Origin of the sequence: Streptomyces sp. NPDC019443 (genome assembly GCF_044389785.1) — a bacterium.
Lineage (GTDB): Bacteria > Actinomycetota > Actinomycetes > Streptomycetales > Streptomycetaceae > Streptomyces.
Genome location: NZ_JBIRYJ010000002.1, coordinates 841,679 through 864,033, shown reverse-complemented (window position 1 = coordinate 864,033; position 22,355 = coordinate 841,679). Strand labels below are relative to the sequence as shown.

Here is a 22,355-nt window from a genome sequence, read left to right as displayed (position 1 = left end):
CGCTGAAGCCTCTGTTGCCCCGAACCCCTACCAGAATGCCGTGAGTTGAGACCGTCCGTGCGGAGGTTGCGCCCTACCGAACAGGAAACCGAGTTGCCCCCGGCATACCCGCGGGTGCGCAAAGCTCCAGGGTTCGTGTACTGAAAGTAATCCCACGATCACCCCTCTCGCGAGCGCAATTGCAGAAACGCCACCATTCGCCACCCCTTCGAATGAACTCCCTTGCCGCCGGGCGCGATTCACTTGACATACGACAATCAGGACGTGGCGGAGCGGTGCACGCACAGGCGCGCAGCCTGGTCCGCACCACCCCTTGCGCCACTGTGCGCCACCAGACCTTTACCGGTTGCGACTCAGTGTCACGAGGAGACTTCGGGTCGTAACCACCGGCGACTCAGACCCGTTGGAGGGGGCATGGGCTTCACGATCGGCGGCATCCGGGAGATGCGGTCCGGCTCACGGCGCCGCGGCCGCACCACAGAGTGCACAGTGGTGGCCGAGTACACAGGGCTGTGGGGCTGGGACGTGGCGCCGGGGGCGCGAGCGGCGTCCGGCGAATGTTCCTGCGGGGTGGCGGACTGCGCGTCCCCGGGGGCCCATCCACTGGGCTTCGCACCCGAGGTGCCCGCGGGCGCGACGCTGGACGAGGTCACCAAGGCCTTGTCGGAGGTGCCGGGCGCGTCGCTGCTGCTGCCGGTCGGCCGCACCTTCGACATCCTCGACATCGCCGCCCCGGCCGGCCGCCGGGCGCTGGTGCGCCTGGAGCGGATGGGGCTGCCGATCGGCCCGGTGACGGCCACGCCGGACGGCCGCTGCAAGTTCTTCGTCGCCCCAGGCGCCGCCGACGAACTCCCGGACCTGCTCTACCGGATGGGCTGGGACGACGCGGACCTGGACCTGCACTGCCTGGGCCCGGGCGCCCACATCACGGCCCCGCCCTCCGACCACGCGGGCCTGGGCCCGGTCAGCTGGCTGCGCCCACCGTCTCTGGACACGGCGACGGCGCCGCCGGAGGCGCGACTGCTGTTGGGCACGCTGGCGTACGTCTGCCATCGTTCGTGACGCTGGGTCGGGCAGCCGATACGGGAGTGCCCGGCCTCGTCTGCACCACGTAGCCGGGCATTTCGTTGGGCACGCCCATGCCGCGCCGCGAGCGGGTGCGCCTTCGGCGGGCTTGCTCCCCGCCCCGCCGCTTCCCGAACTGGGGGCAAGCCCTCAGCCCCCCGTACGCCCTTCGGGCGTTGTCCTCAATCGCCGGACGGGCTTGAGTTTCCGCCCGCCCGGCGGAAACTCAAGCCCCGTGGGGGTCCCCCCGGACGAAGTCCGGGGAAGTTTGAGGCGCGGGGTCCGGGGCGGAGCCCAGAATCCAGCCCCTCCGGCGTTTGAGGAGCGGGGCTCGGGGCGGAGCCCCGAAACCAAGCCTCGTGGGGGTCCCCGGACGAAGCCTGGGGAGATTGAGGCGCGGGGTCCGGGCGGAGCCCCAGTTACAGGGAGGGGCGGGTCGGGGAACAGGCCCGCCCCAGCGGCAGCTAGTCGCCGATCAGCGCGTCCACGAACGCCTCCGGCTCGAACGGCGCCAAGTCGTCCGATCCCTCGCCCAGGCCCACCAGCTTCACCGGTACGCCCAGCTCCCGCTGGACCGCGATCACGATGCCGCCCTTGGCCGTGCCGTCCAGCTTCGTCAGCACGATGCCGGTGATGTCCACGACCTCCGCGAACACCCGCGCCTGGACCAGACCGTTCTGCCCCGTCGTGGCGTCCAGGACCAGCAGGATCTCGTCCAGCGGTCCGTGCTTCTCGACGACGCGCTTGACCTTGCCGAGCTCGTCCATCAGGCCCGTCTTGGTGTGCAGCCGGCCCGCCGTGTCGATCAGTACGACGTCGGCGCCCTCGGCGATGCCCTCCTTGACCGCGTCGAACGCGATCGACGCCGGGTCGCCGCCCTCCGGTCCGCGCACCGTGCGCGCGCCGACCCGCTCCCCCCAGGTCTGGAGCTGGTCCGCGGCCGCCGCGCGGAACGTGTCCGCCGCGCCGAGCACCACGGAGCGGCCGTCCGCGACGAGCACCCGCGCCAGCTTGCCGGTCGTCGTGGTCTTTCCGGTGCCGTTGACGCCGACGACCATGACGACGCCAGGGGTGTCCAGACCGCTCTCGGTCTTCACCGCGCGGTCGAAGTCGGTGCCGAGCAGATGCAGCAGTTCCTCGCGCAGTAGGCCGCGCAGTTCGTCGGGCGTACGCGTACCGAGCACCCTTACGCGCTCGCGCAGCCGCTCGACCAGCTCCTGGGTCGGCGCGACGCCGACGTCCGCGGTGAGCAGGGTGTCCTCGATCTCCTCCCAGGTCTCCTCGTCGAGGTTGTCTCGGGACAGGAGCGTGAGCAGCCCCTTGCCGAGCGTGTTCTGGGACCGGGCGAGGCGGGCGCGGAGCCGGACCAGACGGCCTGCGGTCGGCTCGGGGATCTCGATCTCGGGGAGCGGCGGCGCCGCGACGACCGGATCCTCGACGGCGGCCGGGGTCTCGACGGCCTCGGCGGCTTCGGGGAGGTCGACCTCCTCGATCGTGCGGCGTGGCTCTTCGACCGTCGGCGCCGCGTCCTCACCGACCTGAGGCTCGGCGGGCGGGGCAGTGATGGTCGGCGTGCTCGACGGCGCCGAGGGCGGCAGCTGCTTCTTCTTGCGGCTGCTGACCACGAGCCCGCTGATCGCGCCGACCGCGACCAGGGCGATGACTACAGCAAGGATGAGGATTTCCATAACCCACCCAGTATCGGCCACGACCGCTCACCCGCAGCAGCCCCCGGAGGATCCCACAAGGCATCGGACTCCATTTGGACCTTTTGGGGGGTACGGGCGATGCTGGTTGTTCAGGCCTCTGCCGGCCGGCACCTCTCCCCCGGCGCCCCCACCTCTGTACGGAGCACTTCCATGCCCCACGCCTCCGAATCCGAAGGCGCAATAGAGACTCGTGGCCTCGAACCCGTCCCCGACGGCGAGCGCACCGGCCACGTACGTGAACTCTTCCCCACCTGGGTCGCAGCCAACATCAGCGTGTTGTTGCTCACCATGGGCGCGGGCCTGATCGTTTTCAACGGTCTGAACTTCTGGCAGGTGCTGGTCGTCGGGGTCGCGGCACCCCTCGTCTCGTACGGAATCGTGGGCCTGATCTCCATCGCCGGCAAGCGCGGCGGCTCCCCCGGCATGGCCCTGTCCCGCGCGGTCTTCGGCCAGCGCGGAAATCTCTTCCCCGGATCGCTCATCTGGGTCGCGCGCTGGGGCTGGGAGACGATCAATGCGGTTACCGGCGCGTATGCCGTGCTGACCGTGCTGGATCTGCTCTTCGGCGTGAAGAGCAACACCGCGCTGATCGTGGTCACGCTGCTGGTCTTCGTCGCCTGCACGTTCCTGGTCTCCGGCCTCGGCATCAACGCGCTGCGTGTGTGCAGCAAGTGGTCGACATATCTCTTCGGCGCGTTCAGCGTGCTGGTGCTGGTCCATCTGGTCGCGAACACCGACTGGTCCGCGGTCTTCGGCAAGCCGGCCGGGTCGACGGCGATGATGGTCGCGGGTATCGGCACCATCGCGGCGGGCGGCATCAGCTGGGTCCCCTCGGGCCCGGACTTCACCCGCTACCTCCCGCGCGCCGCCTCCGGCAGGGCGATGGTCGGCTCGACGGTCGGCGGAGCCGGGATCGTCGTACTGCCGATGTTGCTGATGGGCGCGGTGATGGCGGTCTCGACACCGGATCTGGCGAGCGCCACCGACCCGGTCGCGTTCATCGGCCAGATTCTGCCGATGTGGATCGCCGTTCCGTATCTCCTGATCGCGCTGGTGGGCATGCTGCTGATCAACTCGATGTCGATGTACTCGGCGGGCTTCACCGCGCAGACCCTGGGCATCAAGGTCCCGCGCGCCTGGGCGGTCAGCGTGAACGCCGTCATCAGCCTGGTCTTCGGCTTCCTGCTGATGGTGGTGGCGACCAGCTTCATCGGCTCGTTCATCTCCTTCCTGACGCTGCTGGCGGTGGCGTTCTCGGCGTGGATCGGCGTCTTCGGTGTGGACATGCTGCGCCGGCGTACGTACGACGGTGAGGCGCTGATGGACACCACGCGCGCCAGCGCCTACTGGTACCGCGGCGGCTTCGCCTGGCAGGCCATGACGGCGTGGGCGCTCGCGCTGCTGGTCGGTCTGCTCTTCACCAAGGTCGACTGGTTCGCCGGTCCGCTCGCCCCGACCTGGATCGGGAAGCACGGCCTGGGCTGGGCGGCCACGATCGTCGTCTCGGCGGCGCTGTACGCGGTGCTGCCGCGCACCCGGTCCGCGGCGCCCGAGCCGATCCCGGCCGCCCCCGTCGCGGAATCCGAGTCCGAGACCCTGTCAATCTGACGCTACGTCAGTTACCGTCCCCCTTCGCCACGTTCATACCGGCGGAGGGGGACGTTCCCATGGCCTTCACAGTGGCCCGCTTCAATCTCGTCGATCCCGGCGCGACGCCCGAGACCCTCGCGGCTCGCTACCGCGCCGCCCTGGAGATGGCCGCGTACGCCGACGACCGCGGCCTCGACACGATCCAGACCGAGGAGCACCACGGCGCCGAGAACAACTGGCTGCCGTCCCCCTTCGTCTTCGCCGGCGCGGTCCTCGGCTCCACGCGCCGGATCGCGGTCACCGTCTCCGCGATCATCGGTCCGCTCTACGACCCGCTGCGGCTGGCCGAGGACATCGCCGTACTCGATCTGGTCGGCAAGGGCCGTCTGGTCACGGTCGCGGGCATCGGCTACCGGCCCGAGGAGTACGAGCAGTTGGGGGTGGAGTGGACCCGGCGCGGCAAGCTCCAGGACGAGTTGCTCGAGACACTGCTGACGGCGTGGACCGGTGAGCCGTTCACATACCGCGGCCGGACTGTCCGGGTGACCCCGCGTCCGTACACCCGGCCGCATCCGATGCTGCTGGTGGGCGGCTCCTCGCGAGCGGCGGCCCGGCGCGCGGCCCGGCTCGGGCTGCCGTTCTTCCCGAGCGCTCATCTGCCGGAGCTGGAGGCGTACTACCACGAGCAGCGTGAGCGGTACGGGACCGAGGGCTGGACGATGATGCCGGCGGAGAAGACGCCGCTCCTGCATCTCGCGGAGGACCCGGACCGCGCATGGGCCGAGCATGGCGGACACTTCCTGCACGAGGCGCGGATGTACGCCTCCTGGCAGTCGAAGGACATCCGCTCCGCGGTGCGCTCGAAGGCGACGACGGTCGAGGAGCTGCGCCACGAGGGCGTGTACCGGATCGTCACGCCGGACGAGTGCGTGGCGCTCGGCGGGGACAGTCTGGTGCTGCATCCGCTGTGCGGCGGCATGCCGGTGGACGAGGGCTGGCGCAGCCTTCAGCTCTTCGCCGAGAGCGTGCTCCCCCGGCTCACCGGCTGAGCCCGGGCACACGTACTGCCCCGGCTCAAGGGCCTCTGGGAGACGCTGAGCCGGGGCAGTTCCGTGGTGAGGAGAGGGGCAGCGGGGATTAGCCCATCTCCTCCAACGCCTTGCCCTTGGTCTCCTTGACGAACAGAAGCACGAAGGGGATCGAGAGCGCGGCGAAGACTGTGTAGATGACGTACGTGCCGGAGAGGTTCCAGTCCGCCAGGCTCGGGAAGCTCGCGGTGATGGCCCAGTTGGCGATCCACTGCGCGGACGCGGCCACGCCGAGTGCCGCTGCACGGATCCGGTTCGGGAACATCTCGCCCAGGAAGACCCAGACCACGACGCCCCACGAGAGGGCGAAGAAGAGCACGAAGACATGCGCGGCGATCAGAGCGACGGCACCCTGGGTGCTGGGCAGCTTGCCGTCGACGAGGTCGGCGGAGAAGGCCCAGGCCTCGAAGGCGAGAGCGATCGCCATACCGGTCGAGCCGACGAGGGCGAGCGGACGTCGGCCGACCCGGTCGACCAGGACCATCGCGATCACTGTGCCGATGATGTTGATGATCGACGTGGTGAACGAGTAGAAGAACGAGCTGGCCGGGTCGATGCCGACCGACTGCCACAGCGCCGCGGAGTAGTAGAAGACGACGTTGATGCCGACGAACTGCTGGAAGAGGGAGAGTCCGATGCCGATCCAGACGATGGGCAGGAAGTTGAAGCGGCTGCCCAGCAGGTCCTTGAAGCTCGACTTGTGCTCGCGGCGCATCGCGAGGTCGATCTCGGCGACGCGGGCGTCCAGGTCGATCTTCTTGCCCTCGACCTCGCTGAGGACCCCCTTCGCCTTGTCGACCTTTCCGACGGAGATCAGGTAGCGGGGCGACTCGGGGATCGCGAAGGAGAGCAGGCCGTACAGCATCGCGGGGACGACCATGACGCCGAGCATCCACTGCCAGGCCTCGATCCCGCCGATCTCGCCGCGCTGCTCACCGTCGGCGAGCTGCAGGATGCCGTAGTTGACCAGCTGGGAGACGGCGATGCCGATGACGATCGCGGCCTGCTGGAAGGAGGCGAGCCGGCCTCGGTAGGCAGCCGGGGACACCTCGGCGATGTAGGCCGGGCCGATGACCGAGGCCATGCCGATGGCGAAGCCGCCGATGACGCGCCAGAAGGCGAGGTCGTAGAGAGCGAAGGGGAGAGCGGAGCCCAGCGCGCTGACGGTGAAGAGCACGGCGGCGATCTGCATACAGCGGATGCGGCCGATGCGGTCGGCGATCCGGCCGGCGGTGGCGGCGCCGATGGCGCAGCCGATCAGGGCGATGGCGATGACCTGGGCGAGCGTTCCCGAGCCGATGTCGTAGCGGTCCCGGATGGCCTCGACGGCGCCGTTGATCACGGAGCTGTCGTACCCGAAGAGGAAGCCGCCCATCGCGGCGGAGGCCGTGATGAAGATGACGTGGGCGAGATGCTCAGGGTGGGCTTCACGGGCTCCCGATGCCGGTGGCGGCTGCGAGGTGCTGGTCACGTGTACTCCTGGGGCCGTCCGGCAGCGTCGCCGGGCGTGGGCAGGGCGAGCCCTTCAAGTGGCGCACAACTCCACGACGCCCACCACCTGAAGGTAAAAGCAACGTTGCAGAGACTATTCGTTCAAGTTTCGAAGTCAAGCCCGTGTATCAAAGAGATTGAACCGCAGGCGTATCGACTTGAGTTCAACACTTGAAGATTGGTCAGCGTTGTCAGCGGTTGTCAGCGAAGGCGCTGGCTGATGACCTTGGAGACGCCGTCGCCCTGCATGGAGACGCCGTACAGCGCGTCAGCGACCTCCATCGTCCGCTTCTGGTGCGTGATCACGATCAGCTGCGAGGACTCCTGGAGCTCCTGCATGATCCGGATCAGCCGCTGGAGGTTGGTGTCGTCGAGCGCAGCCTCGACCTCGTCCATCACATAGAACGGGCTCGGCCGGGCCTTGAAGATCGACACCAGCAGCGCGACGGCGGTCAGCGACCGCTCGCCGCCCGACAGGAGCGAGAGCCGCTTGACCTTCTTGCCCGGCGGCCGGGCCTCGACATCCACGCCCGTGGTGAGCATGTTGTCGGGGTCGGTCAGAATCAGCCGGCCCTCGCCGCCCGGGAAGAGCCGCGAGAAGACACCCTCGAACTGGCGGGCCGTGTCCCGGTACGCATCGGTGAAGACCTGCTCGACGCGCTCGTCGACTTCCTTGATCACCTGGAGTAGGTCGGCCCTGGTCTTCTTCAGGTCTTCAAGCTGTTCCGAGAGGAACTTGTGGCGTTCCTCCAGCGCGGAGAACTCCTCCAGGGCAAGCGGATTCACCTTCCCGAGCTGCTGATACGCCCGTTCGGCGGACTTGAGCCGCTTCTCCTGCTCACCGCGTACGAAAGGTCTCGGCTGGTTGCGCGGGTGTTCAGGATCATCGGGCAGGTCCTCTCCCTCGGCGGGCAGTGACGGCGGCACCAGCTGGTCGGGGCCGTACTCCGCGATCAGCCCGGCCGGTTCCACGCCGAGCTCCTCCAGAGCCTTGGTCTCCAACTGCTCGATCCGCAGCCGCTTCTCCGCCCCGAGTACCTCGCCGCGGTGAACTGAATCCGTGAGTTTGTCGAGCTCGCTCTTGAGGTCGCGCCCCTGATTGCGGGCTGCGCTCAACTCCTGTTCGCGCTCGGCCTTGGCTCCCTCGGCCGCGACCCGCTCCGCCTCGGCCCGCACCAGCGAGACCTCGACGTGCGCCAGCAGCTGGCGGGCGCCGCTCGCCACAGCGGACGCGACCTCCGCCTCGTGGCGCAGCCGGGCGCGCCGCTGTTCGGCGCGCGCCCGTGCCTCGCGCTCGGCGCGCGCTCCCCGGTCGAGTGCGTCCGCGCGCCCCGCGAGCCCCTTGACGCGCTCCTCGTGCGTACGGACCTGGAGGCGGGCCTCCATCTCGGTCTGGCGTGCGTTGGCGCCGTCGGCGGCGAGCCGGTCCCGTACATGCGTGTCGGGCTCCTCCTCGATGGGAGCCTCCTCGGCGACGAGCAGCCGCTCGGCCAGCTCCTCGGCCTCCTCCCGCGCCCGCTCCAGCGCCTCCTGCGCCCTGGCGACGGCCGCGGTCGTCCGCTCGGCCTCGCCCGCGGCGCCGCGGGCCTGCCCGGCGAGCCGTCCCAGCTGCCCCGACACGGCCGACTTCTCACGGTCGGCGGCCCGGCGGCGCTCCCCCAACTCCTCCACCAGCGCGGCACATTCGCGGCGACGCGCGGTGGCCAGCTGCTGGGCGGCGGCCAGCTCCTCGCACTGGACGGCCAGCTCCTCCAGCTCGGCGGCCGCCTCGTCGACGGATGCCTGCACCTCCAGCAGGCTCGGCGCTCCGGCGGATCCGCCCTGCGCGAAGTGCGCCCCTAGGACGTCGCCTTCGGCGGTCACGGCGGTGAGTTCGGGCCGCGAGTAGACCAGATCCTCGGCCTCCTCCAGCGTCCCGACGACGACCATGCCCCGCAGCAGCCGGCGCACGGCGGGCATCAGCTCATCGGGCCCGCGCACCAGATCGGCGGCGTACGCGGGCGCATCCGCGTGCCGCTCCGGCGGTACGGATTCGGGGGCGCCGCCCAGCAGTATTGCCGCGCGCCCCGCGTCCGTCTTGCGGAGCAGCCGCAGCGCCTCGGCGGCGGTCGCAGGGGTCGACACGGCGATGGCGTCCGCGGCCGCGCCCAGAGCCGCCGCGACCGGCACCTCGTAGCCGGGAGCGACGGTGAGGAGCTCGGACGCCGGGCCGAGCAGACCGCTCAGCCGGTCCTTCGCGGCGAGCAGCGCGCCCGTGCCGTCCTTGCGGCGCAGGCCCAGGGCGAGCGCCTCGCGGCGGGCGGCCATGGCTGCGCGCTTGCGTTCGGCGGCGGTGAGGGCCTCGCGGGCCGCGCTCAGTGCCGCCTCCGCCTCCGCCAGTTCGCGCTTGGCCGCGTCGTGCCGCTCGCCGAGCGCGGAGTCGTCGGCGTCGAGCCCGTCGACCTCTGCCTTCAGCTGCTCGTACTCCTCCTGGGCGGCCACAGCCCGTTCCTGGGCCTCGTCGCGTGCGGCGGCCAGCCGGTCGATCTCGGCCTGGGCCGATCCGGCCCGCGAACGGGCGGCGTTGACCTGACCGTTGAGGCGGGCCAGTCCCTCGCGCCGGTCGGCGATCGCCCGCGCGACATCCTTGAGCCGCCGCTCCTCGACGGCCAGCTCCCGCTCCAGTTCGGCGCGGTGCGCGACGGTGTCCTCCAGCGCGCGCTCGGCCGCCTCCAGAGCGGCCTCGAGCTCCGCCTCCTGCTCGCGGATCCTGGCGGCCTCGCGCTCCATGTCCTCGGGGTCGCGGCCGCGCCGCTCGTCCGCGGGCGCCGCGGTCGCGCTCTTCACCCGCGCGTCGGCCAGCGAGATCGTGCCGCGCACCCGCTCGGCCAGCTGGGACAGCTCGTACCAGCTCTGCTGCGCCCGCTGCAGCCGCGGTGCGAGGCGCCGTACGTCGTCCTCCAGCTCCGCCTCGCGGCTCAGCGCCGCCTTGAGCTCCGCCTCCGCGGCGTCTTTGCGTTCCTTGAGCGCGGCCTCGTCGGCGATCTCGCTGCGCAGCGCCTCCCGCAGCCGTACGAGATCGTCGGCGAGCAGCCGCAGCCGGGCGTCGCGCAGATCGGCCTGGATGACGGCGGCCCGCCGCGCCACCGCGGCCTGCCGCCCCAGCGGCTTGAGCTGCCGGCGCAGCTCGTCGGTCAGGTCCTGTACACGGGCGAGGTTGGCCTGCATCGCGTCCAGCTTCCGCAGCGCCTTCTCCTTGCGCTTGCGGTGCTTGAGGACGCCGGCGGCCTCTTCGATGAAGGCCCTGCGGCCCATCGGATCGGCATGCAGTACGGAGTCGAGCTGGCCCTGCCCGACGATGACGTGCATCTCGCGGCCGATGCCGGAGTCGGACAGCAGTTCCTGGATGTCGAGGAGCCGGCAGGTGTCGCCGTTGAGCTGGTACTCGCTGCCGCCGTTGCGGAACATGATCCGCGTGATGGTGACCTCGGCGTAGTCGATCGGGAGCGCGCCGTCGGAGTTGTCGATGGTGAGAGAGACCTCGGCGCGGCCGAGAGGCGGCCGCCCGGTCGTCCCGGCGAAGATGACGTCCTCCATCTTGCCGCCGCGCAGCGACTTGGCTCCCTGCTCACCCATGACCCAGGAGAGTGCGTCCACCACATTGGACTTGCCGGAGCCGTTGGGCCCCACGACACAGGTGATGCCGGGCTCGAACCGCAGTGTCGTGGCGGAGGCGAAGGATTTGAACCCGCGCAGGGTCATGGCCTTGAGGTGCACGCCGCCGGACTCTACCTTTCACTCGCGGTTTCACCCATGAAGGTGCAGGGCACATCAGACGTTAAGAGAGGCACCGTAGGGGCGGGGGCAAAGAAAGAAGGGACGCCGAAGCGTCCCTTGCATATCTTGCGCGATGTATCTCCAGAGATCGCCGTGCTCAGGTGAGCGCAGGCTCCGCCTGGGGTACGTCGATGTCGATGCCGTCAAGCAGCGACTCTCCGGGGTGCTGAGCGACGGCAGCGTTGAGCGCGTCGTTCTCGGACTGGATCCGTACAAGCTCGGATTCCAGGTCCTGGACGCGCTGCTGAAGCCGTCGCATCTCGGCGAGGAGTCGCGGGTCGGAACCGCCGACGTAACCGAGAAGCGCCTTTGCCATGATGGATGGTCCTCCACACTGAGTGACCGACCGAAGCGGTGTGGGTCGTGAGGGAATCGCACCCGCGGTGTTCGACAGTGCTTGTTACTGCTGATATTGCTGCGGTTCTTACTGCCAAACAGCTAAGGTGCGCGGGGACTTCCAGAGTCTCACCAAAAAGTTTGACGGTCAACACGATCACGCCCCGCATCAGCGGGCAAACCCGGGGGCATCCGGCCGCGAAAGCTGCGGCGGAGCCTCATCTGCGGGGCCCTTGGGGCGTAGAGATCATTCTTCCTGGCGCAGCCTCGCACGACAAGCCCTTCTTGGCAACCACCAGGTCATTCCGCCAAAGGCAGGTGCCTGAGGCATGCGTTTTGGGCCGCTGAGGCGACGAAATCCGTGGTGATCTTCAGCGGATCGCGAAGTCCTCGTAACCGCCTCGCGGAGTGCCCCAGATCTCAGTGACACCGTCGACCCGCCCGGGTGTGTCGCCGGAGCGCAGCCACTCCAGTAAACGGTGGCAATTCTCACGTGACCCCTCTGCCACAACCTGCACTCTGCCGTCGTCGAGATTGACGGCGAATCCCGTAAGGCCGCCGATCTCCAGAGCATTTGCCCTGGTGAACCAGCGGAAGCCCACTCCCTGTACTCGGCCGCGTACCCAGGCGGTGAGCCGTGCAACATCATCCATGGGTGCAAGCTAACCGGCCAATTCCTCTCTGAGCACTTCGCCCCCACCCGTCATGGCGTACAGTCCGGTCGGAATGAGCCTCACCCGTATGGGTGAGTCTGCTTTGATATTCGACCGTCAAGCATCGTCGAGCACGAGGAAGGCACTGCAGATGGGACGCCATAGCCGGAAGAGGCGGGCAGCTGTGCCCGTGCGCACCGGGCTGCTCGGTGCTTCCGCAGCCATGGCGGTAGGCGCCGTGGCCGTCGCGTCCGGCCTGCTGCCGGGCGGCGACAAGTTCAACGTCAGCGGCGGCAGCGAGTCGAGCGGGCAGGTACGCACCGAGGGCTCGGCGAAGCTGCAGACGCAGGGCGACGCGAGCGCCGAGCCGACGAACGAGGCCTCGGCCTCCGCCAGCCCGAGTGTCACCCGCCCGCAGGCGCCGTCGAAGACCCCCTCCCCCACGCCGGCCAAGCCGTCGGCGACGCCTTCCAAGCAGACGAAGGCCCCGGAGAAGCGGAAAGAGAGCACCGCACCTCCGTCCCGTACCGAGACGCGCGCCTCCGACCGTGCTTCCGAGCGGGCCAAGCCCGTGGCCACGGGCGCTGCGGCCGTCGAGGCCGAGGTGCTCAGCCTGGTCAACAAGGAGCGCGCGAAGGTGGGGTGCAGCCCGGTGCGGTCCGATGCCGCACTGGCGGATCTCGCCGGGGACTTCAGCGCCGACATGGCCGCGCGTGGGTTCTTCGACCACACGGACCCGGGCGGAGCGACCCCCTGGGACCGCGCCGCGAAAGCGGGCGTACAGGGGCTCGGCGGCGAGAACATCGCCCGCGGGCAGGCCGACGCGGCCGCTGTGATGAACTCCTGGATGAACAGCGACGGTCACCGCGCGAACATACTCAACTGCGAGTACAAGACGCTGGGCGTCGGTGTGTACCTGGGTGACGGCGGCCCCTGGTGGACCCAGGACTTCGGCTTCTGAGGCTCTGCGTCTCACTTTCTCTTGGTCAGCGCTGCGTCGGAGTAAGGTGGCCGTCATGGACGACGGCCACCTCTTCGACGTGTTCTCGAAGCAGTGCCCCTCGCGCGGCACGCTCGAGCATGTGACGGGCCGCTGGGGCAGTTTGACCATCGGGGCCCTGTACGAAGGGACCCTCCGCTTCAACGAACTGCGGCGGCGCGTCGACGGAGTCAGCGAGAAGATGCTCTCCCAGACACTGCAGGCCCTGGAGCGCGACGGCCTGGTGCACAGGGACGCACAGCCCACGAATCCGCCGCGGGTGGACTACGAGCTGACCCCGCTGGGACGCGCCGTGGCCGAGCGGCTGCTCGGGCTGATCCACCTGGTGGAGGGCCGGATGCCCGAGGTGCTGGCGGCGCGCGAGCGTTACGACAGTGTGCTCGTCAGCCGTGGCGGCCGCTGACAGCGCGGGCAGAAGTAGCTGGACCGGTTCATCCAGGGGCGCCGGCGCATGGGTGTGCCGCAGCGACGGCAGGGCTCGTCCTCTCGCCCGTAAGCGTCCAACGACCGGTCGAAATAGCCTGATTCGCCGTTCACGTTCACATAGAGACTGTCAAAGCTCGTGCCGCCGACGGCCAGGGCCGCGTTCATCACGTCCCGTACATGACGGAGCAGTTCAGTCGAGTGGGGGCGTGTAAGAGTCGCGGTGGGGCGCTCGTAGTGGAGCTTCGCGCGCCACAGCGCCTCGTCCGCGTAGATGTTTCCGACCCCGCTGATCAGCGACTGGTCCAGCAGCGCGCGCTTGACGGTCGTACGGCGCAGGCGCAGCGCTGTGTGGAAGGCCGCGTCGTCGAAGGCCGGGTCGAGCGGATCGCGCGCGATGTGTGCGATGACGTCGGGCAGCCCCTCGGGGGTGTTGTCGTGCAGCGAAAGACCGCCGAAGGTGCGCTGGTCGACGAAGCGCAGCTCGGTGCCGAGAGGGTCGTCGAAGCGGATCCGGATCCGCAGATGCTTCTCGTCGGCGGCGTCCTCGGGCTGGACGAGCAGCTGCCCGCTCATGCCCAGATGACCGAGGATCGAGGCGTCCGTGTCCGCGAGCGGCAGCCAGAGGTACTTGCCGCGGCGGCGGGCGACGCCGACCCTATGTCCCTTGAGATGCGCCGCGAAGTCCTCGGCGCCGGCCGGATGGCGGCGGACCGCACGCGGGTGCAGGACCTGCACCTCGGCGATCGTACGGCCGCTGACCCAGCGCTGGAGTCCGCGACGTACGACCTCGACCTCGGGCAGCTCGGGCACTGGGCTCCTTCGGGCAACTCTCACGGTGGTGCCCGCAGCGTACCGCTGTGCCGGACGACGAACCGGTGAGGCCCCTGCGCTCCAGGGGAGCGAGGGGCCTCACGGGAAAGCGGATACGTCGACTCAGGCCGTGGCCCGGTCCGCGGGTTCCGAGGTCGAAAGGGTGTCGGCGGCCCCTCCGTCGGATTCCTCGGATTCGTCGGACGCCTCGGGCGTCGCGTCGGCCGCCGCTTCGGCTTCGGCCTTCGCCGCGGCCAGGCGCTCGTCCGCGGCGGCACGGATCTCCCGCCATGCGGACTCCGCCGCCTGCTGCTCCGCTTCCTTCTTGCTGCGGCCGGTGCCGGTGCCGTACGAGACACCACCGACGCGGGCGGCAGCAGTGAAGGTCTTCTCGTGGTCCGGGCCGGTCTCGGTGACGAGATACTCCGGGACTCCGAGCCCCTCGGCGGCGGTGAGCTCCTGGAGACTGGTCTTCCAGTCCAGGCCCGCGCCAAGGTTCGAGGACTTCTCGATCAGCGGGTCGAAGAGCCGGTGCACCAGCTCCGAGGCCGCCTCGAGGCCCTGGTCGAGATAGACCGCACCGATCACCGCTTCCAGGGTGTCGGCGAGGATGGACGCCTTGTCCCGGCCACCCGTGCCCTCTTCGCCCCGGCCGAGCCGGATGAAGGAGCCGAGTTCGAGGCCGCGACCGACCTCCGCCAGCGCACGCGAATTGACCACCGCGGCCCGCAACTTGGCCAGTTGGCCTTCGGGCAGGTCGGGGTGGGTGCGGTACAGCGTGTCGGTGACCACCAGACCGAGCACCGAATCCCCGAGGAATTCGAGCCGCTCGTTGGTGGGCAGACCGCCGTTCTCGTACGCGTACGAACGGTGGGTCAGCGCACGCACCAGAAGGGCGGACTCGAGGTGATACCCGAGCCGCCCTTCCAGAAGCGTGTGGGACGAGGCTGCGTTGGCTGTGTTTACTGCGTCCGCCTGCTTCTTGGCATTGGACAGCTCAGACATCGGGCCTCTCACCAGCCGCTCAGACCTCGAGGACCTGGCGCTTGTTATAGGTGCCGCAGCTCGGGCACGCGATGTGCTGCTGCTTCGGCTCCTGGCAACGCTCACACGAAACCAGGGTGGGGACCGCAGCCTTCCACTGCGACCGGCGGTGGCGCGTGTTGCTGCGCGACATCTTCCGCTTCGGAACAGCCACGGCTACTTCTCCTGCTTCTCGTCGACGCCCGCTTCGGCGCCGCCCATGTTGTCCTTCTCGCCGTCCTGAATGGTCTCGGCGAGTCCCTGCAAAGCCGCCCAACGAATGTCGACGGCATCGTGATGGTGGTCCGGGTTCTCGTCCAGCCTGACCCCGCACTGGGGGCACAGGCCGGCGCAGGTCTCCCGGCACACCGGCTGCATCGGCAGTGCGAGCACCACCGCATCACGCAGCACGGGCTCGAGGTCGAACAGGCCGTCCTCGAGAAAAAGCGTGTCCTCGTCCTCGGCGTCGTCGACCGGCTCCGCAGTGCGACTGCGGCCCCGGTCATCGGCGTCGGGGTACGTGAACATCTCCTGGAAATCCGCCGCAACCTCCTGGCTGAGCGGCTCCAGACACCTTACGCACTCCCCCTCGGCCGATGCACGGGCGGTGCCTGTAACAAGCACACCTTCCATGACCGACTCCAGGCGGAGGTCGATCTCCACGGGCGAGCCCAGAGGCACGCCGATGACCCCTTCGATACCGAAGTCCTTGGGGGCCGGGACCGAGCGGGTCAGCCGCTGGAGAGCACCGGGACGCCGCCCCAGCTCGTGTGTGTCGAACACGAGGGGGTTGCGGTGGTCAAGGCGCGTGCTCAGGGCTTTTCCTGCTTTCGGATCGTGGGGAGGGGCCGTCCCGATTCGGATACGAAGCGGGCAGCCGGGATCGCGAAACTACGCGCGACCGAAGAGCCAGGATACTGGACGGGCCGCTGTAGACCCAATCCGGTGCTTCCGGGCGGCTTCTTCAGCGCCCCTGCTCATAACGGCGCAGCTGCTCGAGGTCGATCATGCTGGTGTCGAACAGGCTGGTCTCGTCGAGGGCCGCGCCCTGCTGCTGGACCTGCTGCTGGTGCTGGTCCTGCTGCTGTACCGGCTGCTGGTAGGCGTACGGGTCCTGCTGGACGTACTGCTGGTCGTAGCCCTGCTGCTGGTACGCGGCGTACGGATCCGTCTGGTAGCCGGCGTACGCCTCCTGCGGCTGGTAGGCGTACGGATCCTGCTGCGGGATCTGGGCCGGGATCTGCTGCTGCGGCTCGGCCTGCGGCTGGTACTGGTGCTGCGGCTGGGCCTGCGGATCGGCCAGCTCCGCCAGACCGGCCAGATAGTCGGCGTCGCTCGCGTGCTGCTGCGGGCCCGCCGCGTCCTGGGCGGCCATGTGCTCGCCGAGAGCGTCGCTGGTGGTCCGGCCGTGCAGCTTCTGACGGCCCCGGCCCACCGCGTCACGGGTCTTGGAGAGCACCGCCTCGAAGGCGCCGAGCTTGGCGTCGACGTACTCGTCCGCGCGCTGGATGAGGGTCTGCGGGTCCGCGCTGTACTCCGGGGCGTCGTCCTCGGCAGGGTCGATGTAGCCCTGCTCGTCCAGGCCGGGGCCGCGGCCGAGCAGTTTCTCGCGGCCGCGGTCGACGGAGCCGATGGTCTTGGTGAGGACGACCTCGAAGTTGGCGAGCTTGGAGTCGACGTAGTCGTCGGCCTCGGCGCGGATCTCCTCGGCTTCCCTGCGGGCCTCGGCGAGGATGCGGTCCGCCTCGTCCTGGGACTGGCGGGCGACCTGCGTGTCCGAGATCAGCGAGCCGCGCTCGGCGTGGGCGCTCTCGATGATGCGCTCGGCCTCCTGGCGGGCCTGCTCGACCAGCTGCTCACGGCCGCCGATCAGCTCCTGGGCCTGGGCCAGGGATCCCGGCAGGGCCTGCCTGACCTCTTCGAGCATGGCGAGCAGCTCGGCGCGGTTGACCACGCAGGAGGCCGACATGGGCATGGACCGGGCGTTCCCGACCGCCTCGACGATCTCGTCGAGCTTCTTTTGGACGTCCACCGTGTGTTCGCCACTCTCTACAGCTGATGGGAGACGGACGGGACGACTGTACGGGCAGTCGGCGCCCGCCCGACACCGGGTGACGGACTGTCAGCCCGTCACTTCTCGGCGAGGCGCCGGGTCAGTGCCTCATGGACCACGGGCGGCAGCAGGTGGGAGACGTCCCCGCCCCAGGCGGCGACCTCCTTGACCAGACTGGAGGAGAGGAAGCTGTAGGTGGGGTTGGTCGGGACGAAGAGGGTCTCGACGCCCGAGAGGCCGTTGTTCATCTGGGCCATCTGCAGCTCGTAGTCGAAGTCGCTGACCGCCCGCAGGCCCTTGACGATGGCCGGGATGTCGCGCTGCTTGCAGAAGTCGACGAGGAGGCCGTGATGGGACTCCACCTCGACGTTCCCGTACTCACTGGTGACCTGGCGGATCATGTCCATCCGCTCTTCGACGGTGAACAGTCCCTGCTTGGACTGGTTGATCATCACCGCGACATGTACGACGTCGTACAGCTTGGAGGCGCGGGCAATGATGTCGAGGTGTCCATTGGTGATGGGGTCGAAAGACCCCGGACAGACTGCGCGGCGCAACTTACGTCCCTCGCTCTCCGGTCCGGTCATCGTGCGTCTTCATACGTAGAGGCGGCGCGACCGTACCAAAGCGTGCCCTCGCCGTAACGACGGGCCCGCAATGGCTCGAAGCCCTGCGGCCATATGAATTCGCCGCCTCTGGTGCTGCGCTCCACGGTGGCGAGAGCATCGTCCGCGAGCCAGCCCTGGGCGCGGAGTGTGAGCAGAATCTCGCGAAGATCGTCGTCGGTGACGGCGTACGGAGGGTCGAGGAAGACGACGTCGTACGGGGCGTCGGGAGCCGGACCTGTCACGATCTGTTCCGCTTTGCCGCTACGCACCTCGGCGCCGGGCAGGCCGAGCGCCCGGACGTTCTCCCGGACGATACGGGCGGCGCGGCTGTCGGCCTCGACGAGCAGGGCGTGGGACGCGCCGCGGGAGAGCGCCTCCAGGCCGACGGCGCCGGAGCCCGCGTACAGATCGGCGACTCGGATGCCGCTGAGCGTGCCGAGGAGCGACTCCCAGCTGGAGAAGAGCCCCTCGCGAGCGCGGTCGGATGTGGGGCGGGTGCCGGTGCCGGGCGGGACGGCGATACGGCGTCCGCCGGCCGCGCCGGCGATCACGCGGGTCATGGCTGTCGGTCCTCGTCGGGTTGTGGGGGGGTGCGGATACGGCGGGTGCACACCCGAGGATATTGCTTCGAAGGCGGCCGATGCGGGGCGGACCGCTCTCCTGCTGGCCGTCAGCCCTTGTCGAGGTACTGCTCCCGCTCCGTGTCAAGCAGCGCATCCAGCGCCGTACGCAGTTCGGGCAGCCGCTCGAGGTCCGGGTCCTCGGCGACGATCGCCACCGCCTCCTCGCGGGCGGCCGCGATGACCTCCTCGTCGTCGATGACGGTGAGCATCCGCAGCGAGGAGCGCACGCCGGACTGGGCCTGGCCGAGCACATCGCCCTCGCGGCGCTGCTCGAGGTCGATACGGGAGAGCTCGAAGCCGTCGAGGGTGGCGGCGACCGCGCCGAGCCGGGCCCTGGCGGGGCTCGCCTCGGGCATCTCGGTGACCAGCAGACACAGCCCGGGGGCCGAGCCACGGCCGACCCGGCCGCGCAGCTGGTGCAGCTGCGATACGCCGAACCGGTCCGCGTCCATGATCACCATGGCGGTGGCGTTGGGGACGTTGACACCGACCTCGATGACGGTGGTGGCGATCAGGACGTCCACATCGCCGGCGGCGAACCGGCGCATGACGTCGTCCTTGTCGTCGGGCTGCATCCGCCCGTGCAGCACCTCGACGCGCAGGCCGCTCAGCGGTCCCTTGGCGAGCTGCCCGGCGATCTCGATCACGGCCAGCGGCGGGCGCTTCTCGGCCTCGTCCTCGGCGGACTTCTTCTTCGGATCGTCCTCGCCGTCGCCGATACGGGGACAGACGACGTACGCCTGGTGTCCCTTCTCGACTTCCTCGCGCACGCGCTCCCAGGCGCGCGCCAGGAAGTGCGGCTTGTCCTGGGCGGGGACCACATGGCTGGCGATCGGCAAACGCCCGGCCGGCAGCTGGTCCAGGACCGAGGTCTCCAGATCGCCGAAGACCGTCATCGCGACCGTACGGGGAATGGGGGTGGCGGTCATGACGAGCAGGTGCGGCGGCTGCTTGCCCTTGGAGCGCAGGGCGTCACGCTGCTCCACGCCGAAGCGGTGCTGCTCGTCGACGACGACCAGACCCAGATCGTGGAACTGCACCTTGTCCTCGATCAGCGCGTGCGTGCCGATCACGATCCCGGCCTCGCCGGTCACCAGGTCGAGCAGCGCCTGCCGCCGGGCGACCGCGCCCATCGAGCCGGTCAGCAGGACCACCTTGGTGGCGTGCTCGGCACCGCCGAGCATTCCTCCCTCCGCCAACTCGCCCATCATCTCGGTGATCGAGCGATGGTGCTGCTGGGCGAGGACTTCGGTGGGCGCGAGCATCGCGGCCTGCCCGCCCGAATCAACGACGGTGAGCATCGCCCGCAGCGCGACCATCGTCTTGCCCGAACCGACCTCACCCTGGAGGAGGCGGTGCATCGGGTGCTCGGTCGCCAGATCGTCGAAGATCTCCTTGGAGACCTTCTGCTGGCCCTCGGTGAGGGTGAAGGGCAGCTTGGCGTCGAAGGCGTCGAGCAGTCCGTCCGGTCTGGGTCTGCGTGCCACGGCGGGGAGTTGGGTGTCGTCGTACCGCCGACGGGCGAGGGCGACCTGGAGGACGAACGCCTCGTCCCACTTCAGGCGCTGGCGCGCGTCCTCGATGTCCGCCTTGGTGTCCGGCCGGTGGACCTTGAGCAGTGCCTCGGGCAGCGATGCGAACCCACGTCCCTCGCGCAGCGCGGGCGGCAGTGGATCGACGGCTTCCACGGCCCTGGGCAGCACCGCGTCCACCGCTTTGGTGATCTTCCAGGACTCCAAGCCCTTGCAGGCCGGGTAGATGGGGATCAGCTTGCCCGCGAAGGCGTCCACGGCGTCGTCGCCGCTGTCCGCGCCCAGCGGTACATACGTGGGGTGCGCGAGCTGCAGCTTGTGGTTGAAGACGGACACCTTGCCGGCGAACATCCCGCGGCTGCCCGGCGGCAGGTCCTTGTGCGGCTTGTGGATTCCCCGGCCGAAGAAGACCAGCTGGAGCCGGCCGCTGCCGTCGGTGAGGGTGATCTCCAGGCGCTGGCCCCGGCCGTGGTTGAACTTCAGCACCCGGGAGTCGGCGACTTGAGCGACCACGGTGACGTCCTCGTCCAGCGGCAGATCGGCCAGCCTGGTCAGCTGGCCGCGCTCCTCGTACCGGCGGGGGTAGTGGTGCAGGAGATCGCCGACCGTATGCAGGTCGAGATGCTCGGCCATCACCTTCGCGGTGGCGGCGCCGAGCGTGTTCTTCAGAGGTTCGTCGAGCGCGGGCACGCGATCCATTGCACACCACACCACTGACAGACGTCGCGCACCTGTGGATATCCGCTGGTCACCACGGTGCCGCGAGCCGCCCTTCGCCGCCCCTGCGACGTCCCTACTCCACGCCGACGAGCAGCGGCGTCGACCCCCGCCCGCCCCGGTACACCAGTGTGTCCACCGCCAGGTAGCCGTCGCGTACGTACCTCTCCAGGCGCGCCGTCACCGCGTCGCCGTCCGGAACGTCCTCGCCCAGGACCAGCGTCACCAGCTCGCCCCCTGCCGCCAGCATCCTGTCCAGCACCACCTCCGCAGTGGCCGCCAGGTCCGCACCGATCACCGCCACGTCGCCGTCGATCAGGCCCAGGACGTCTCCGGCCTGGCACACGCCCGCCGACGTCCACGACTGCCGCTCGGCGACGGCGAGTTCGGCATAGCGCGTTGCGCCCGCCGCCGCCGTCATGGCGACCACGTCCTCGTCGAATCGGCGGTCCGGCTCGTGCACGGCGAGGGCCGCGATGCCCTGGACCGCCGCGCGGGTCGGGATGAGGGCGACCCGTACGCCCTCCGTGCGGGCCTGTTCGGCGGCCGCTGCGGCGGTGTGGCGGAGCTCCGCGGAGTTCGGGAGGAGGACCACCTCGCGCGCGTGAGCGCGACGGATCGCGTCGACCAGTTCGCCGCTGGCCAGCGGCTCCCCAGGGCGGGCGAGCACCGTTGTGGCGCCCGCCTCGGCGCACAGAACCGACAGGCCCTCCCCGGGGACCACCACGACGACCGCCCGCTGCACCTGTTCCCTCTCCCGGGGCGCCGCCGCGGTGTCGAAGTGCGTGATGCGGATCCGGTACGGCCGCCCCGCCTCGACGCCCGCCTCCACCGCCGCGCCCGCGTCGTCGACGTGTACGTGGACGTTCCACAGGCCGTCCCCGCCGACGACGACAAGCGAGTCGCCGAGCCCGTCGAGCCGGGTCCGCAGCCGTGCCACCGCCGCGTCGTCCGCCTCCAGGAGGTAGATCACCTCGAAGGCCGGCCCCCCGCCGGCGCACGGCTCCAAGCCCGGGTCACCGATCTCATGGCGTACATGAGCCAGCACAGGCGCGACAGGGGCCTCCCCCGTCACCGCCTCGACCAACGCCCCGAGCACCATGAGCAACCCGCGCCCGCCCGCGTCCACGACCCCCGCGCGCTCCAGCACGGCGAGCTGTCCGGGGGTGGCGTCCAGTGCCTGTCGCGCCCCCTCGTACGCCGCCCGCACCGCATCCTGCGGGGACGCGCCCGCGGCCTGCGCCGCCGCTCCTGCCACGCTCAGGATCGTGCCCTCGACGGGATGGGCGACGGCCTCGCGCGCCAGAGTGGCGGCCCGGCGCAGCGCTCCGGCCAGGTGATCTCCGTCTCCCAGCCGCTCCGCCATGCCCCGCAGCAGCTGCGCCAGGATCGTCCCGGAGTTCCCACGGGCGCCGATCAGCGCCCCGTGGGCCATCGCCCGCACCACGTCGGCCGGCGCGGGCGCCGACGACCCGGTCTCGTGCGCGGCGAAGACCGCCTCCACGGCCTGCGACGCGGACTCCACGGTCAGATACAGATTTGTGCCGGTGTCCCCGTCCGCGACCGGATAGACATTGATCGCGTCGATCTCCTCGCGCTCACGGCCCAGGGCCTCCAGCGCCAGTGAGCACCAGGTGCGTACCGCTGCGGCGTCGAGGGTCTGCGGCACCTGGTGATCCTCCTTGAGCGGCCCGGAATGGGCCGTGGGCAGCGGGGTTGCACCGCAGGGTAGACCCCGGGCGGCAGCGGGGTCCGGGGCGGGGGCGGGAGAAGCCATGGTAGTTTCGTATCTCGGACGCAGTCGTTGTATGCTGC

General features: G+C 69.8%; 19 protein-coding genes. 5 read left to right on the top strand and 14 right to left on the bottom strand.

The genetic code is table 11. The features are described 5' to 3' along the window. The first annotated feature begins 414 nt into the window (after positions 1-414). The gene (locus tag ACH492_RS10265; protein ID WP_398984714.1) at positions 415-1,062 is read left to right on the top strand and encodes a bifunctional DNA primase/polymerase; all 648 of its coding nucleotides are present in this window, start codon (positions 415-417) and stop codon (positions 1,060-1,062) included. Between the two features lie 467 nt (positions 1,063-1,529). Here the strand turns inward: ACH492_RS10265 and ftsY are convergent, their stop codons facing one another. Then, positions 1,530-2,753, bottom strand: coding sequence for a signal recognition particle-docking protein FtsY (gene ftsY / locus ACH492_RS10260; RefSeq protein ID WP_398984712.1), 1,224 nt, complete (start codon positions 2,751-2,753; stop codon positions 1,530-1,532). A gap of 171 nt (positions 2,754-2,924) precedes the next feature. Between ftsY and ACH492_RS10255 the strand changes: the two genes are divergently transcribed. Together ACH492_RS10255 and ACH492_RS10250 are read left to right on the top strand one after the other, a co-directional pair. Then, entirely contained in the window at positions 2,925-4,382 is a 1,458-nt protein-coding gene (locus ACH492_RS10255) for a cytosine permease (protein WP_398984710.1), read from the top strand. A 59-nt stretch (positions 4,383-4,441) separates the two neighbouring features. Next, entirely contained in the window at positions 4,442-5,413 is a 972-nt protein-coding gene (locus ACH492_RS10250) for an LLM class flavin-dependent oxidoreductase (RefSeq protein ID WP_398984708.1), read from the top strand. Positions 5,414-5,501: 88 nt separating this feature from the next. Here the strand turns inward: ACH492_RS10250 and ACH492_RS10245 are convergent, their stop codons facing one another. The 4 genes from ACH492_RS10245 to ACH492_RS10230 form a co-directional block, all read right to left on the bottom strand. After that, positions 5,502-6,923, bottom strand: a complete 1,422-nt coding sequence (locus ACH492_RS10245) for a sugar porter family MFS transporter (protein WP_398984706.1) — start codon at positions 6,921-6,923, stop codon at positions 5,502-5,504. Positions 6,924-7,144: 221 nt separating this feature from the next. Continuing rightward, on the bottom strand, positions 7,145-10,699 hold the full coding sequence (gene smc, locus ACH492_RS10240; protein ID WP_398984704.1) for a chromosome segregation protein SMC: 3,555 nt from the start codon (positions 10,697-10,699) through the stop codon (positions 7,145-7,147). Positions 10,700-10,856: 157 nt separating this feature from the next. Then, positions 10,857-11,075 (bottom strand): hypothetical protein, encoded by a 219-nt coding sequence (locus ACH492_RS10235; protein ID WP_215097132.1) that lies wholly within the window; start codon positions 11,073-11,075, stop codon positions 10,857-10,859. Positions 11,076-11,466: 391 nt separating this feature from the next. Further along, positions 11,467-11,748 (bottom strand): acylphosphatase, encoded by a 282-nt coding sequence (locus tag ACH492_RS10230; protein WP_215097131.1) that lies wholly within the window; start codon positions 11,746-11,748, stop codon positions 11,467-11,469. Positions 11,749-11,932: 184 nt separating this feature from the next. Between ACH492_RS10230 and ACH492_RS10225 the strand changes: the two genes are divergently transcribed. Together ACH492_RS10225 and ACH492_RS10220 are read left to right on the top strand one after the other, a co-directional pair. After that, the gene (locus ACH492_RS10225) at positions 11,933-12,709 is read left to right on the top strand and encodes a CAP domain-containing protein (RefSeq protein ID WP_398984701.1); all 777 of its coding nucleotides are present in this window, start codon (positions 11,933-11,935) and stop codon (positions 12,707-12,709) included. A gap of 55 nt (positions 12,710-12,764) precedes the next feature. Further along, the gene (locus ACH492_RS10220; protein WP_307660863.1) at positions 12,765-13,151 is read left to right on the top strand and encodes a helix-turn-helix domain-containing protein; all 387 of its coding nucleotides are present in this window, start codon (positions 12,765-12,767) and stop codon (positions 13,149-13,151) included. Here the strand turns inward: ACH492_RS10220 and mutM are convergent. From mutM to ACH492_RS10175, 9 genes are all read right to left on the bottom strand, one after another. Next, positions 13,115-13,984, bottom strand: a complete 870-nt coding sequence (gene mutM, locus ACH492_RS10215; RefSeq protein ID WP_398984699.1) for a bifunctional DNA-formamidopyrimidine glycosylase/DNA-(apurinic or apyrimidinic site) lyase — start codon at positions 13,982-13,984, stop codon at positions 13,115-13,117. The two genes, ACH492_RS10220 and mutM, sit on opposite strands and share 37 nt — an antisense overlap. A 123-nt stretch (positions 13,985-14,107) precedes the next feature. Further along, complete coding sequence (gene rnc, locus ACH492_RS10210; protein ID WP_398984697.1) at positions 14,108-14,989, bottom strand: ribonuclease III; 882 nt, start codon at positions 14,987-14,989, stop codon at positions 14,108-14,110. 19 nt (positions 14,990-15,008) lie between these two features. Next, positions 15,009-15,182: a 50S ribosomal protein L32 gene (gene rpmF, locus ACH492_RS10205; protein ID WP_026165248.1), complete on the bottom strand. Its 174-nt coding sequence runs from the start codon at positions 15,180-15,182 to the stop codon at positions 15,009-15,011. Positions 15,183-15,184: 2 nt separating this feature from the next. Next, complete coding sequence (locus ACH492_RS10200) at positions 15,185-15,790, bottom strand: DUF177 domain-containing protein (RefSeq protein ID WP_356223719.1); 606 nt, start codon at positions 15,788-15,790, stop codon at positions 15,185-15,187. Positions 15,791-15,971: 181 nt separating this feature from the next. Next, positions 15,972-17,039: an ATP synthase F0 subunit B gene (locus ACH492_RS10195; RefSeq protein WP_398984695.1), complete on the bottom strand. Its 1,068-nt coding sequence runs from the start codon at positions 17,037-17,039 to the stop codon at positions 15,972-15,974. Positions 17,040-17,137: 98 nt separating this feature from the next. Further along, the gene (gene coaD, locus ACH492_RS10190) at positions 17,138-17,617 is read right to left on the bottom strand and encodes a pantetheine-phosphate adenylyltransferase (protein ID WP_307665797.1); all 480 of its coding nucleotides are present in this window, start codon (positions 17,615-17,617) and stop codon (positions 17,138-17,140) included. A 26-nt stretch (positions 17,618-17,643) separates the two neighbouring features. Beyond that, positions 17,644-18,228 carry a 16S rRNA (guanine(966)-N(2))-methyltransferase RsmD gene (gene rsmD / locus ACH492_RS10185; protein WP_398984693.1) on the bottom strand — a complete coding sequence of 195 codons (585 nt, stop codon included), beginning with the start codon at positions 18,226-18,228 and terminating at the stop codon, positions 17,644-17,646. Between the two features lie 110 nt (positions 18,229-18,338). Next, positions 18,339-20,522: an ATP-dependent DNA helicase RecG gene (gene recG, locus ACH492_RS10180; protein ID WP_398984691.1), complete on the bottom strand. Its 2,184-nt coding sequence runs from the start codon at positions 20,520-20,522 to the stop codon at positions 18,339-18,341. A 94-nt stretch (positions 20,523-20,616) separates the two neighbouring features. Further along, on the bottom strand, positions 20,617-22,209 hold the full coding sequence (locus ACH492_RS10175) for a DAK2 domain-containing protein (RefSeq protein WP_398984689.1): 1,593 nt from the start codon (positions 22,207-22,209) through the stop codon (positions 20,617-20,619). Positions 22,210-22,355 lie beyond the last annotated feature (146 nt).

What these genes read in the sequence shown, in the direction of transcription:
- ACH492_RS10265 (WP_398984714.1), top strand. Translation starts at nt 415, where the DNA reads ATGGGCTTCACGATCGGCGGCATCCGGGAGATGCGGTCCGGCTCACGG.
- ftsY (WP_398984712.1), bottom strand. Translation starts at nt 2,753, where the DNA reads ATGGAAATCCTCATCCTTGCTGTAGTCATCGCCCTGGTCGCGGTCGGC.
- ACH492_RS10255 (WP_398984710.1), top strand. Translation starts at nt 2,925, where the DNA reads ATGCCCCACGCCTCCGAATCCGAAGGCGCAATAGAGACTCGTGGCCTC.
- ACH492_RS10250 (WP_398984708.1), top strand. Translation starts at nt 4,442, where the DNA reads ATGGCCTTCACAGTGGCCCGCTTCAATCTCGTCGATCCCGGCGCGACG.
- ACH492_RS10235 (WP_215097132.1), bottom strand. Translation starts at nt 11,075, where the DNA reads ATGGCAAAGGCGCTTCTCGGTTACGTCGGCGGTTCCGACCCGCGACTC.
- ACH492_RS10230 (WP_215097131.1), bottom strand. Translation starts at nt 11,748, where the DNA reads ATGGATGATGTTGCACGGCTCACCGCCTGGGTACGCGGCCGAGTACAG.
- ACH492_RS10220 (WP_307660863.1), top strand. Translation starts at nt 12,765, where the DNA reads ATGGACGACGGCCACCTCTTCGACGTGTTCTCGAAGCAGTGCCCCTCG.
- rnc (WP_398984697.1), bottom strand. Translation starts at nt 14,989, where the DNA reads ATGTCTGAGCTGTCCAATGCCAAGAAGCAGGCGGACGCAGTAAACACA.
- rsmD (WP_398984693.1), bottom strand. Translation starts at nt 18,228, where the DNA reads ATGACCCGCGTGATCGCCGGCGCGGCCGGCGGACGCCGTATCGCCGTC.
- recG (WP_398984691.1), bottom strand. Translation starts at nt 20,522, where the DNA reads ATGGATCGCGTGCCCGCGCTCGACGAACCTCTGAAGAACACGCTCGGC.